Here is a 13,310-nt window from a genome sequence, read left to right as displayed (position 1 = left end):
CGTTTTACCAGTTGTAGGAAACCGTGCCCAGAAGAGTACGGTCTTCACCCCAGTAGCAACGGCCAGCATCGTTACAGCCTGATACGTATTCCTTGTCGAACAGGTTCTTGGCATTCAGGTCGACGCTCCAGTTTCGATCGATCTGGTAACCGATCGCCGCATCCACCAACGTCACATCGCCGGCATCGAGCTTTCCGTACAGGGATGGCGCGGTATACGCGAAGGCACTGTCGAAGTGGCGCACACCACCGCCCACATACAGTCCTTTCAGGCTGCTTTCGAGAAAGCGATATTTGGCCCAGACCGACGCCTGGTTACGCGGGACGCCGGTCATCTGGTGATCCTTCACCAGCGAGGTGGCGGCGTCCTTGGTGATCCGTGCATCCGTGTAGGTGTAGGCCGCCGTGACATTCAGGTTCGGCGTCAGGTTGCTGTTGAGTTCGAGTTCCACCCCTTTGGAACGGCTTTCACCCACTTGGCGATAGGTCGAGGTGGTGGCATCAAAATAGGTGTCGTCTTTCTTGCGCAGGTCATACACCGAGGCGGTGAACGCGGTGTCCCAACCGACCGGCTCATACTTGAGGCCCACTTCATACTGGCTGCTGGTGATCGGGTCCAGCGGCCGTCCCGAGTTGGAAATCTGCTGTACCGGGACAAACGCCGTGGAGTAGCTGACATAAGGCGTAAGGCCATTGTCGAACTGGTACATCACGCCGCCCTGGTAGGTGAACTTCTTGTCTTCGGAACCGATGTTGCCCGCGCTGGCCACCTTGTCGCGAAAATCGCTGTCGACCCAGTCCTGGCGCCCGCCCAGGAGGAACAACCAGTGGTCGTACTTGCTCTGGATCTGTGCATAAACACCTTTCATCTTCTGTTCCAGCAACGTGTTCTGCACCGCGATCGGGGTTGTCGGATCTCGCAGGTAAACCGGGTTGTAGATATCGATAGGACCGACCAGCCCTGCGTTCCAGTCCTGGTTGAATGAGGTGCGATCAAAACTGCCCCCAAACAGCACCGTGTTCTGCAACTCGCCCAACTGGAATTTGCCTTCCAGCTGGTTATCCAGCGAATACACCATCGCCTTGTTGAAGCGATCGTAAGCGGTCACGTTCAGGCGGGTGCCAAAACCGCCGTTGTTCAGGTTGCCTGGCCAGGTTTCATGACGGGTGATGCGTGACTGCATGTAGCGCGAGTTCTGCCGGAACTGCCAGTCATCGTTGAAGCTATGGCTGAATTCGTAACCGGCGCTCCAGGTTTCCCGTTCGAAAGTGTTCCAGTCCGGGTCGCCCAGCATCGTGTCCTTGGACAGCTTGCCGTTGGGGTTCTTCAACAGGGTGCCGGCCGCCGGCAGGCCGAGCTCCATGTTGGTGTGGTCCTTCTGGTAGTTGGCCAGCAGGGTCAGCGTGTTGAACTCATCGAAGTTCAACGTCAGCGAAGGGGCGATGTAGATCCGGTCGTCCGGCACATGTTCAGTCTGAGTGTCCGAGTTGCGGCCCAGCATCACCACACGGCCCAGCACGTTTCCGTTGTCGGTCAAGGGGCCCGAGACATCGACGCCCAGCTGACGTCGATTGTTCGAACCATAGCTCAGTTGCACTTCTCCCTGGGGGGCAGCGGTCGGGCGCTTGCTGACCAGGTTGACCAGCCCGCCTGGCGCGTTTTCGCCGTAAAGCAGGGAAGAGGGACCGCGGAATACCTCAACCCGCTCCAGACCATAGGGTTCCGTGGTGGTGTCGTAACGGTTGCCTTGAACGCGCAGGCCATCGCGCAACAGGCCATAACCATAATCCGTCGCGTTGAAACCACGAATGAAGAACAGGTCGCCGGCCAGGCTGTCGCCGGCCGCGAAAGGTGGAGCGAAGATGCCGGGTACGTAACCCAGGACTTCGGTGAGGGTTTGGGATTTCTGATCTTTCATGCGCTGGGCGGTGACCACCGAGATCGAACGCGGCGTTTCCGACAGCGGCGTGCTGGTCTTGGTGCCAATGCGGCTGTTGTTCGCCTTGTAACCGGTGTCGGCGGCGTAATCCAGGTTCATCTCGTTTGGCTGCTGGCCGTTGATGTTGGTGGTGCCCAGCACCAACGGTCCGGCGTCGGGTACCGATTGCAGGATGTAACTGCCGGGCGCTTGCGGAACCGCCTGCAATCCGGAGCCCTGCAACAGTATCGAAAAGCCCTGTTCTACCGAGTAGTTGCCCGACAGCCCCTGGGTACGCAGGTTGGCGGTCTGCTGCGGGGAGAACGACAGGATGACGTTGGCCACCGAAGCAAATTGACTCAGGGCTTTGTCCAGGGCCCCGGCGGCTATGGCGTAACGCTGCGTTGCGTCGGCGGCCATGACATGGGGAGCCGCGACCATGACGCCAGTGACGGCGCTCGTTGCCAGCAAACTGCAGGCCATGCAATGGGAAGTGAAACGCTTATGGAAATGTCGCATGAGTAGGAAAGCCCTGAAGGTGGCGAATGCCGCGTGAAACCGCGATTACCTGTAGGGCCGTTACAGGGGAAAAAAAGATAACCCCCTGCAACGAATTTTTTCTGCCGGCACGATCCGGCTCAGCCAACCGGCTTGATCGACACCCAGTAGCGCGTGAAATATCGGACGCTGACGGGCAATGAAGCTTGAAGGTTGGCCAGCACGGCATCCGTTGAATCCAGGCGAAAGGTGCCGGATACGCGAAGCCGCGCCGCACGTTCATCGCAATGCAAAATCCCGGGGCGGTAGCGGCCCAGCTCGCTGATGACCTCCCCGAGTCGAGCGTCGAGGACAATCAATTGGCCGTTGATCCAGGCTGTTTCCGTCGAGCGATAGGGGTGAACGGCACCGACGCCATAACTGTCGAAGTCCGCGCCTTCGCCCGCCACCAAAAGGCGCCCATGGTCCGGTTGCTCGCCCGGCAGGACGCTGACCCGATCTTCGAGCACGCCGATGCGCGAGGCCCCCGACAGTTGTCGCACCGAGAAGCGCGTGCCCAGGGCCTGGATCCGGCCTTCACGGGTCTCGACGAAAAAGGGTCGCGGGTCACCGGGCTTGCCCGTACGCACGAGGATTTCCCCCTCGCGCAATCGAATCAATCGCTGCCCGGCATCGAACAGCACATCGATGGCGGTACCGGTATTGAGGTGAATCTGACTGCCGTCGGCGAGTTCGATTTTGCGGCGTTGGCCAACTTGGGTCCGGTAATCGGCCCAGACGTTGCCCAGAGAGGTGTGTTGCTGAACATTCCAGCCAACATAACCGGTGCCGGCCACCAGCAGGAGCAGTTTCAGTACCTGGCGGCGCTGTTGCGTCGAGGACAACGCGCGTCTGGACAGGTCCCGGGGCACGCCGCCGAGATGACGCTGGACCTGCTCCACCTGGTTCCAGGCCGCCAGATGCGCAGGGCTGCTCTCGACCCAATGCTGCCAGGCCTGTCGCTGAGCGGCCGTTGGCGGTTCGGCCTGGAATTGCACATACCAGGTGGCAGCGGCCTCGAACACTTTGCGATCCGGCGCGGCGGACATCAGCGCGTCGCCATGATCAGCGAGCACTCGGTCAAGGCGCGGATCATGTGCTTTTTCACGGTCGTCAGGGACACCTTCAACTGTTCGGCGATCTGTTGATAAGTCAGCCCTTCGATTTGCGACAACATAAAGATTCTCTGGGCGCGGGCGCCGAGATTTGCCAAAGCCTTATCCACAGCGACCAGGGTTTCGATGATCAACGCCTTGTCTTCCTCGCTGATCGCGGTGGCTTCGGGTCGTGCCGCCAGGGTTTCCAGGTACGCCGACTCGATGGCGCGTCGACGATAGCGGTCGATCACCAACCCTCTTGCCACCGTTGCCAGGTAATCCCGGGGTTCACGGATCTGGCTGGCGTCACGGGAACCCAGAATGCGCACGAACGTATCGTGCGCAATATCGGCCGCATCGCAGGCGTCACTCAGTTTCCCCTTCAACCATGCATGCAGCCACGAATGGTGCTGCACGTAAATTCGCTCGACTGCTGCGGTGTGGGATGGCATCGACATAGAAAGGGGGAGGGAATGGCTTAATGATAATAGCTATTATTAGCTTTTGTTACGGCTCCTCACAATCCCTCTCTTTATCCTCTGTACATCGATTTCCTTCATCCAGGCACGTGCGGATGCGTAGTCGTGCGGGAAATTTCATCCCATACCACTGTTTTCTGTGGATTAAGCCCTGTGAATAACCGTGTCTGAGCACGGTTGATAACAGGGCCTCAAACCTGAACATAACCGTATCTGTGGATAACCAACACTTTAATCCACAGGCTTACACCGCTTATCCAAGGGGCTCCTTGCCACATGAGCACAGGGTTTTGAATCTCTGTACACATTGAATATAAAGGCTTTCAGCGATTTATCCACAGAAAGGAGGGGCACTAGAAATAAACATAAAAACAAAGATTTAATAAATTTCTCTCTTTTTAATTTCTATAACCTCGACTTCTCCACAGCTGGTTAAATTTTGTGCAAAGGGTTCTTTAGAGAAGGCGAAGTCCCTATACTTGTCGACCAGGTCCGAAAACCTGAGCCCAAACTATTCCTGAATTACCTACTTAAGCAGGCACGAGGTGCGTGGTGGATTTCCCTTCCCGTTTTGAAGTGATCGTCATCGGCGGCGGTCATGCCGGTACCGAGGCAGCACTGGCCTCAGCACGCATGGGGGCAAAAACCCTGCTGCTGACGCATAACGTGGAAACCCTCGGTGCCATGAGCTGCAACCCTGCCATCGGCGGGATCGGCAAGAGCCACCTGGTCAAGGAGATCGACGCCCTCGGCGGTGCGATGGCCCTGGCCACTGATAAAGGCGGTATCCAGTTCCGCGTATTGAACAGCCGTAAAGGCCCCGCCGTGCGCGCAACCCGCGCCCAGGCTGACCGCGTTCTCTACAAGGCCGCTGTCCGCGAGATTCTGGAAAACCAGCCGAACCTGTGGATATTTCAACAGGCCGCCGATGATCTGCTCGTCGAGCAGGAGCAGGTCCGGGGTGTCGTCACCCAGATGGGACTGCGGTTCTTCGCCGACTCGGTGGTGTTGACTACCGGTACTTTCCTCGGTGGACTTATCCACATAGGGATGCAGAATTTTTCCGGCGGTCGCGCCGGCGATCCGCCGTCGATCGCACTCGCGCACCGCCTGCGCGAGCTTCCATTGCGTGTGGGTCGGCTGAAAACCGGTACGCCACCGCGTATCGACGCACGATCCGTGGATTTCTCGGTCATGACCGAACAAGCCGGCGACACGCCGATCCCGGTCATGTCGTTCATGGGCTCCAAGGAACTGCATCCACGGCAGATCAGTTGCTGGATCACCCACACCAACGCCCGTACCCACGAAATCATTGCGGCCAACCTCGATCGGTCGCCCATGTATTCCGGGGTGATCGAAGGTATCGGCCCACGTTACTGCCCGTCGATCGAAGACAAGATCCACCGCTTTGCCGACAAGGAAAGCCATCAGGTCTTCATCGAACCCGAAGGCCTGACGACCAACGAGCTTTACCCGAACGGCATATCGACCTCGCTGCCCTTCGACGTGCAATTGCAGATCGTCCAGTCGATCCGCGGCATGGAAAACGCGCACATCGTTCGTCCCGGCTACGCCATTGAATATGACTACTTCGATCCGCGGGACCTGAAATACAGCCTGGAAACCAAAGTCATCGGCGGTCTGTTTTTTGCCGGGCAGATCAACGGCACCACCGGTTACGAAGAAGCCGGGGCCCAGGGTCTGCTGGCTGGAGCGAACGCCGCGCTGCGCGCCCAAGGCAAAGAGGCCTGGTGCCCACGCCGCGATGAAGCCTACATCGGCGTACTGGTCGACGACCTGATTACCCTGGGGACGCAAGAGCCCTACCGGATGTTCACGTCCCGTGCCGAATATCGCCTGATCCTGCGCGAAGACAACGCCGACCTGCGCCTGACCGAAAAAGGTCGCGAGCTGGGCCTGGTCGATGATGTGCGCTGGGCGGCTTTCTGCAAAAAGCGTGAAAGCATCGAGCTGGAAGAGCAGCGGCTGAAAAGCACCTGGGTTCGCCCGGGCACCGAACAAGGCGATGCCATTGCCGAAAAATTCGGCACCCCGCTGACCCACGAATACAATTTGCTGAACCTCTTGAGCCGTCCGGAAATCGACTACGCTGGGCTGATCGAAGTGACGGGCGGCGGAGCAGAAGATCCACAAGTCGCCGAACAGGTCGAGATCAAGACCAAGTACGCTGGCTACATCGACCGTCAGCAGGATGAAATCGCCCGTCTGCGCGCCAGTGAAGACACGAAATTGCCTGTGGATATCGACTACACCGCCATTTCCGGTCTATCCAAGGAAATCCAGAGCAAGCTCGGCGCGACCCGCCCGGAAACCCTGGGCCAGGCGTCGCGTATCCCGGGCGTAACCCCGGCGGCCATTTCGCTGTTGATGATTCATTTGAAAAAACGCGGCGCGGGCCGTCAGTTGGAGCAAAGCGCTTGAGTTCGTTGGTCACTTCGCAACACGCAGAAGAGTTATCCACAGGTGCTCGCCAGCTTGGTGTCACGCTGACCGACGCCCAGCACGCGCAATTGCTGGGTTACCTGGCCCTGTTGATCAAATGGAACAAGGCCTACAACCTGACTGCCGTGCGTGATCCGGACGAAATGGTGTCGCGTCATCTGCTCGATAGCTTGAGCGTGATGTCGTTCATCGAGAACGGCCGCTGGCTCGACGTTGGCAGTGGCGGCGGCATGCCCGGCATTCCACTGGCCATCCTGTTTCCGCAGTCGCAGGTGACCTGCCTGGACAGCAACGGCAAGAAAACCCGCTTCCTGACCCAGGTCAAACTCGAACTCCAGCTGGACAACCTGCAAGTTATCCACAGTCGCGTCGAAGCCTTCCAGCCTGCCCAACCCTTCAACGGGATCATTTCCCGGGCGTTCAGCAGCATGGAAAACTTCACCAACTGGACACGTCACCTCGGCGATACCGATACACGCTGGCTGGCAATGAAGGGCGTTCATCCGGCCGATGAGCTGGTAGCATTGCCGGCAGACTTCCACCTCGATAGCGAACACGCCCTGGCCGTACCCGGTTGCCAAGGCCAACGCCATCTGCTGATACTGCGCCGCACGGCATGATTGGGAACACAAGCAAGAATGGCTAAGGTATTCGCGATAGCGAACCAGAAAGGTGGTGTGGGTAAAACCACCACCTGCATCAACCTCGCAGCTTCCCTGGTCGCCACCAAGCGACGGGTGCTGTTGATCGATCTCGATCCACAGGGCAACGCCACCATGGGTAGCGGTGTGGATAAACACGGCCTGGAAAACTCGGTCTACGACTTGCTGATCGGCGAATGCGATCTGACCCAGGCCATGCATTTCTCGGAACATGGCGGTTACCAGCTGTTGCCGGCCAACCGCGATCTGACCGCAGCGGAAGTGGTCCTGCTGGAAATGCAGATGAAGGAAAGCCGCCTGCGCAGTGCACTGGCGCCGGTACGGGAAAATTACGACTACATTTTGATCGACTGCCCGCCGTCGCTGTCGATGCTGACTTTGAACGCTCTGGTCGCCGCTGACGGGGTGATCATCCCCATGCAGTGCGAGTACTTTGCGCTTGAAGGCTTGAGCGACCTTGTGGATAACATCAAGCGTATCGCCGAGTTGCTCAACCCTGACCTGAAAGTCGAAGGCCTCTTGCGGACCATGTACGACCCGCGCCTGAGCCTGATGAACGATGTGTCGGCTCAGTTGAAGGAACATTTCGGCGACCAGCTGTACGACACGGTCATTCCGCGCAACATCCGCCTGGCGGAAGCACCCAGCTATGGCATGCCGGCGCTGGCTTACGACAAGACTTCGCGGGGCGCCATTGCCTATCTGGCGCTGGCGGGCGAGATGGTTCGCCGTCAACGCAAAAATCCACGCACCGCCACTGCCCAGGCAATTTAAGGAAACCCCATGGCCGTCAAGAAACGAGGTCTCGGACGTGGACTGGATGCACTGCTCAGTGGTCCGACTGTCAGCTCGCTGGAAGAGCAAGCGGTCACGGCTGATGAACGTGAGCTGCAGCATCTGCCGCTGGACCTGATCCAGCGCGGCAAATACCAGCCACGTCGGGACATGGATCCGCAGGCGCTGGAAGAACTGGCGCAGTCGATCAAGACCCAGGGTGTGATGCAGCCGATCGTGGTTCGCCCCATCGGCAGCGGACGCTTTGAAATCATCGCCGGCGAACGCCGCTGGCGCGCCAGCCAGCAGGCTGGCCAGGAAACCATTCCGGCCATGGTGCGCGATGTACCGGATGAAACCGCCATCGCCATGGCGCTGATCGAGAACATCCAGCGCGAAGACCTCAATCCGATCGAAGAAGCGGTCGCCCTGCAGCGTTTGCAGCAGGAATTCCAGCTGACCCAGCAACAGGTTGCCGAAGCGGTGGGCAAGTCCCGCGTGACCGTGGCCAATCTGCTACGCTTGATCGCATTGCCGGAAGTCATCAAGACCATGCTGTCCCACGGCGACCTGGAAATGGGTCATGCGCGTGCTTTGCTTGGTTTGCCGGAAAATCAACAGGTTGAAGGGGCGCGACACGTTGTCGCACGAGGGCTCACCGTACGCCAGACCGAGGCACTGGTGCGCCAGTGGCTGAGTGGTAAACAGGAGCCTGCGGAACCTGCCAAACCGGACCCGGATATCGCCCGACTCGAGCAGCGTCTGGCCGAGCGTCTAGGCTCTGCGGTGCAGATCAGGCACGGAAAGAAGGGTAAGGGACAGCTGGTGATCGGGTACAACTCCCTCGATGAGCTTCAGGGTGTGCTCGCACACATTCGCTGAAACATTTCCTCATGTAGCGTGCAGTCGGAAATCACTACCTGACAGTTGAATAGGGGCAGAACCGCCCCTATACTCTGCGCGCATTTTGTCGGCACAAATTATGCCAAGTTATTGATTTCTGGCAGCCGACCACTGGGGAGCAATAGTGATGGAAAGCCGCACGCCAAACCGCTTGCCGTTCCATCGACTGGCGGTTTTTCCGGTGTTGATGGCTCAGTTTGTCGTCCTGCTGGTCGCCGCTTTGGCGCTTTGGCAATGGCGCGGAGTCGTTGCCGGATACTCGGGATTGTGCGGAGGCCTGATAGCCTTGCTGCCCAACATTTATTTCGCTCACAGGGCATTTCGGTTTTCCGGCGCCCGAGCAGCCCAGTCCATCGTCCGGTCGTTTTATGCCGGCGAGGCAGGGAAACTGATTTTGACGGCAGTGCTGTTTGCACTGGTGTTTGCAGGTGTGAAGCCATTGGCGCCGATTGCAGTCTTCGGTGCCTTCGTGCTGACCCAGTCGGTCAGCTGGTTCGCTCCCCTGCTGATGAGAACAAGACTTTCGAGACCTTAGGGCGTTTGAGGCAACCATGGCAGAAACAACCGCTTCGGGCTATATCCAGCACCACTTGCAGAACCTGACCTTCGGTCAGCACCCTACCGGCGGCTGGGGCTTTGCCCACACCGCAGCAGAAGCCAAGGAAATGGGCTTCTGGGCTTTCCACGTCGATACCCTCGGCTGGTCGGTCGCTTTGGGTCTGATCTTCGTCCTTCTTTTCCGCATGGCGGCAAAGAAAGCGACTTCCGGTCAGCCTGGTGCTTTGCAGAACTTCGTTGAAGTACTGGTCGAATTCGTCGATGGCAGCGTGAAAGACAGCTTCCATGGCCGTAGCCCGGTGATTGCACCGCTGGCGCTGACCATCTTCGTCTGGGTGTTCCTGATGAACGCCGTCGACCTGGTACCGGTCGACTGGATTCCTCAGCTGGCCATCCTGCTCTCCGGTGACCCGCACATCCCGTTCCGCGCCGTGTCGACTACCGACCCGAACGCGACCCTGGGCATGGCGTTCTCGGTGTTCGCACTGATCATTTTCTACAGCATCAAGGTCAAGGGCCTCGGCGGTTTCATCGGCGAGCTGACCCTGCACCCGTTCGGCAGCAAGAACATCCTCGTTCAGGCCCTGTTGATCCCGGTGAACTTCCTGCTGGAATTCGTGACCCTGATCGCCAAGCCGATCTCCCTGGCTCTGCGTCTGTTCGGCAACATGTATGCCGGTGAGCTGGTCTTCATTCTGATCGCTGTGATGTTCGGCAGCGGTCTGCTCTGGCTCAGTGGCCTGGGCGTTGTTCTGCAGTGGGCGTGGGCAGTGTTCCACATCCTGATCATCACCCTGCAGGCGTTCATCTTCATGATGCTGACCATCGTCTACCTGTCGATGGCGCACGAAGAAAACCATTAAGGCCAGTTTCGACTAGTCTGATGTCCCTCTCGGTCAAACGAGAGGGGGTCCTTACCGGGCCACTGAAACGATTTGTTTTACCGCTTTAAATTAAAAAAACCTAAACCATACGACGTAAAAGTCGGGAGGAAAGATGGAAACTGTAGTTGGTCTAACCGCTATCGCTGTTGCACTGTTGATCGGCCTGGGCGCACTGGGTACCGCAATTGGTTTCGGCCTGCTGGGCGGCAAATTCCTGGAAGGCGCTGCGCGTCAGCCGGAAATGGTTCCAATGCTGCAAGTTAAAATGTTCATCGTTGCCGGTCTGCTCGACGCCGTAACCATGATCGGTGTTGGTATCGCTCTGTTCTTCACCTTTGCGAACCCGTTCGTTGGTCAGATCGCTGGCTGATTACTCGGATCTTCCGGGTAATTTGGTGTGATGGACAACGTAACTGCGAGGTGTTGGCGTGAACATTAATGCGACCCTGATTGGCCAGTCCGTTGCGTTCCTGATTTTTGTACTGTTCTGCATGAAGTTCGTATGGCCTCCGGTCATTGCGGCGCTGCACGAACGTCAAAAGAAGATCGCTGATGGTCTGGACGCTGCCAGCCGAGCAGCTCGCGACCTGGAGTTGGCCCAAGAGAAAGCGGGTCATCAACTGCGCGAAGCGAAAGCTCAGGCAGCTGAAATCATCGAGCAAGCCAAGAAACGCGGTACCCAGATTGTCGACGAAGCCCGTGAACAGGCTCGCGTTGAAGCTGACCGTGTGAAGGCTCAGGCTCAGGCCGAGATCGAACAGGAACTGAACAGCGTCAAAGACGCGCTGCGCGCCCAAGTGGGTAGCCTGGCCGTTGGCGGTGCTTCGAAGATCCTGGGCAAGGCAATCGATCAAAACGCGCACGCAGAGCTGGTTAACCAACTGGCTGCTGAAATCTAAGCGAGGGCGATCATGGCAGAACTGACCACGTTGGCCCGACCTTACGCTAAGGCGGCCTTCGAGCACGCTCAGGCCCACCAGCAACTGGCCAATTGGTCAGCCATGCTCGGCCTGGCAGCAGCGGTGTCGAAAGACGACACCATGCTGCGCGTGCTCAAGGCCCCGCGACTGACGAGCGCAGAAAAGGCCGCCACGTTTATTGACGTGTGTGGCGACAAGTTCGATGTGAAGGCACAGAACTTCATTCACGTCGTTGCCGAAAACGATCGTCTCCCGCTTTTGCCGGAGATCTCTGCTCTGTTCGACCTGTACAAGGCCGAGCAAGAGAAATCGGTAGACGTTGAAGTGACCAGTGCTTTTGCATTGAACCAAGAACAGCAAGACAAACTCGCCAAGGTTCTCAGTGCACGACTCAACCGGGAAGTGCGCCTGCAAGTCGAGGAAGACAGTTCCCTTATTGGGGGTGTTGTCATCCGCGCCGGCGACCTGGTTATCGATGGCTCGATTCGCGGCAAAATCGCGAAACTTGCCGAAGCATTGAAATCTTGAGTTTGAAGGGGCAGCAGAGCAATGCAGCAACTCAATCCTTCCGAAATAAGTGAAATTATCAAGGGCCGCATCGACAAGCTCGATGTGACCTCCCAAGCCCGTAACGAAGGCACTGTCGTCAGCGTATCTGACGGCATCGTGCGGATTCACGGTCTGGCCGACGTCATGTACGGCGAGATGATCGAGTTTCCGGGCGGCGTCTACGGTATGGCCCTCAACCTGGAGCAAGACTCCGTAGGTGCCGTTGTACTGGGCGCTTACCAGTCTCTTGCCGAAGGCATGAGCGCCAAGTGCACTGGCCGCATCCTCGAAGTTCCGGTAGGTAAGGAACTGCTGGGTCGCGTAGTCGACGCACTGGGTAACCCAGTTGACGGCAAAGGTCCGCTGAACAACACCGAGACCGACGCGGTCGAGAAAGTTGCTCCAGGCGTGATCTGGCGTAAGTCGGTAGACCAGCCTGTACAGACTGGCTACAAGGCTGTCGATGCCATGATCCCTGTCGGCCGTGGCCAGCGTGAGCTGATCATCGGTGACCGTCAGATCGGTAAAACCGCTCTGGCGATCGACGCGATCATCAACCAGAAAGACAGCGGCATTTTCTGCGTCTACGTAGCCATCGGTCAGAAGCAATCGACCATCGCCAACGTGGTTCGCAAGCTGGAAGAAAACGGCGCCCTGGCCAACACGATCATCGTGGCTGCCAGTGCTTCGGAATCTCCTGCGCTGCAATTCCTGGCACCGTACTCCGGTTGCACCATGGGCGAATTCTTCCGCGACCGCGGTGAAGACGCGCTGATCGTTTATGACGATCTGTCCAAGCAAGCAGTGGCTTACCGCCAGATATCCCTGCTGCTGCGCCGTCCACCAGGCCGTGAAGCTTACCCAGGCGACGTGTTCTATCTCCACTCCCGTCTGCTGGAGCGCGCATCCCGCGTTTCGGAAGAGTACGTAGAGAAGTTCACCAACGGCGCAGTGACCGGCAAAACCGGTTCCCTGACCGCACTGCCGATCATCGAAACCCAGGCTGGCGACGTTTCCGCGTTCGTTCCGACCAACGTGATTTCCATCACCGACGGTCAGATCTTCCTGGAGTCGGCCATGTTCAACTCGGGCATCCGCCCTGCAGTGAACGCCGGTGTTTCGGTATCCCGTGTGGGTGGTGCCGCTCAGACCAAGATCATCAAGAAGCTCTCCGGTGGTATCCGTACCGCTCTGGCTCAGTACCGTGAACTGGCGGCATTCGCCCAGTTCGCTTCTGACCTGGACGAAGCGACCCGTAAGCAACTTGAGCATGGTCAGCGCGTTACCGAGCTGATGAAGCAGAAGCAATACGCGCCAATGTCGATCGCCGACATGTCGCTGTCGCTGTATGCCGCTGAGCGTGGGTTCCTGACTGACATCGAAATCACCAAGGTCGGCAGCTTCGAGCAAGCGCTGATTGCTTTCTTCAACCGCGATCACGCCGATTTGATGGCGAAGATCAACGTGAAGGGTGACTTCAATGACGAAATCGACGCTGGCCTGAAAGCCGGTATCGAGAAGTTCAAGGCCACCCAAACCTGGTAAGCCGCAGCGGGAGCCGCA

13 protein-coding genes are annotated in these 13,310 nt (G+C 58.2%); 10 read left to right on the top strand and 3 right to left on the bottom strand.

Annotated features, from left to right (window positions below; translation table 11 throughout):
* Nucleotides 1–4: 4 nt before the first annotated feature.
* The 3 genes from QIW53_RS11930 to QIW53_RS11920 form a co-directional block, all read right to left on the bottom strand.
* Nucleotides 5–2,401 carry a TonB-dependent siderophore receptor gene (locus QIW53_RS11930; RefSeq protein WP_371049924.1) on the bottom strand — a complete coding sequence of 799 codons (2,397 nt, stop codon included), beginning with the start codon at nt 2,399–2,401 and terminating at the stop codon, nt 5–7.
* A 155-nt stretch (nt 2,402–2,556) separates the two neighbouring features.
* Nucleotides 2,557–3,504, bottom strand: coding sequence for a FecR domain-containing protein (locus tag QIW53_RS11925; RefSeq protein WP_371049816.1), 948 nt, complete (start codon nt 3,502–3,504; stop codon nt 2,557–2,559).
* A complete protein-coding gene (locus tag QIW53_RS11920) occupies nt 3,504–4,010 on the bottom strand; it encodes a sigma-70 family RNA polymerase sigma factor (protein ID WP_371049815.1) in 507 nt (168 codons plus the stop codon). Before QIW53_RS11920 ends, QIW53_RS11925 begins: the two co-directional genes overlap by 1 nt.
* A 573-nt stretch (nt 4,011–4,583) precedes the next feature.
* Here QIW53_RS11920 and mnmG point away from each other — a divergent pair.
* From mnmG to atpA, 10 genes are all read left to right on the top strand, one after another.
* Nucleotides 4,584–6,476 (top strand): tRNA uridine-5-carboxymethylaminomethyl(34) synthesis enzyme MnmG, encoded by a 1,893-nt coding sequence (mnmG, locus tag QIW53_RS11915; RefSeq protein ID WP_371049814.1) that lies wholly within the window; start codon nt 4,584–4,586, stop codon nt 6,474–6,476.
* A complete protein-coding gene (rsmG, locus tag QIW53_RS11910) occupies nt 6,473–7,117 on the top strand; it encodes a 16S rRNA (guanine(527)-N(7))-methyltransferase RsmG (RefSeq protein ID WP_371049813.1) in 645 nt (214 codons plus the stop codon). The genes mnmG and rsmG overlap by 4 nt, the downstream gene beginning before the upstream one ends.
* Before the next feature lie 18 nt (nt 7,118–7,135).
* A complete protein-coding gene (locus tag QIW53_RS11905; RefSeq protein ID WP_371049812.1) occupies nt 7,136–7,933 on the top strand; it encodes a ParA family protein in 798 nt (265 codons plus the stop codon).
* A gap of 9 nt (nt 7,934–7,942) precedes the next feature.
* Nucleotides 7,943–8,815 carry a ParB/RepB/Spo0J family partition protein gene (locus tag QIW53_RS11900; protein ID WP_371049811.1) on the top strand — a complete coding sequence of 291 codons (873 nt, stop codon included), beginning with the start codon at nt 7,943–7,945 and terminating at the stop codon, nt 8,813–8,815.
* Nucleotides 8,816–8,963: 148 nt separating this feature from the next.
* On the top strand, nt 8,964–9,371 hold the full coding sequence (locus QIW53_RS11895) for a F0F1 ATP synthase subunit I (RefSeq protein WP_371049810.1): 408 nt from the start codon (nt 8,964–8,966) through the stop codon (nt 9,369–9,371).
* 16 nt (nt 9,372–9,387) lie between these two features.
* Nucleotides 9,388–10,257 carry a F0F1 ATP synthase subunit A gene (atpB, locus tag QIW53_RS11890; protein WP_371049809.1) on the top strand — a complete coding sequence of 290 codons (870 nt, stop codon included), beginning with the start codon at nt 9,388–9,390 and terminating at the stop codon, nt 10,255–10,257.
* A 133-nt stretch (nt 10,258–10,390) separates the two neighbouring features.
* Nucleotides 10,391–10,648, top strand: coding sequence for a F0F1 ATP synthase subunit C (gene atpE, locus QIW53_RS11885; protein ID WP_003097235.1), 258 nt, complete (start codon nt 10,391–10,393; stop codon nt 10,646–10,648).
* 58 nt (nt 10,649–10,706) lie between these two features.
* Nucleotides 10,707–11,177 (top strand): F0F1 ATP synthase subunit B, encoded by a 471-nt coding sequence (locus QIW53_RS11880; protein WP_371049808.1) that lies wholly within the window; start codon nt 10,707–10,709, stop codon nt 11,175–11,177.
* 12 nt (nt 11,178–11,189) lie between these two features.
* On the top strand, nt 11,190–11,726 hold the full coding sequence (locus tag QIW53_RS11875; RefSeq protein WP_371049807.1) for a F0F1 ATP synthase subunit delta: 537 nt from the start codon (nt 11,190–11,192) through the stop codon (nt 11,724–11,726).
* Nucleotides 11,727–11,747: 21 nt separating this feature from the next.
* Nucleotides 11,748–13,292, top strand: coding sequence for a F0F1 ATP synthase subunit alpha (gene atpA / locus QIW53_RS11870; protein WP_371049806.1), 1,545 nt, complete (start codon nt 11,748–11,750; stop codon nt 13,290–13,292).
* The last annotated feature ends 18 nt before the right edge of the window (nt 13,293–13,310 follow it).

It is taken from the genome of Pseudomonas fluorescens, from assembly GCF_041354075.1.
In the GTDB taxonomy this organism is placed as follows: Bacteria; Pseudomonadota; Gammaproteobacteria; order Pseudomonadales; family Pseudomonadaceae; genus Aquipseudomonas; species Aquipseudomonas fluorescens_CE.
The sequence above is the reverse complement of the archived record's forward strand: the minus strand, read 5'-3'. Positions and strand labels throughout refer to the sequence as shown.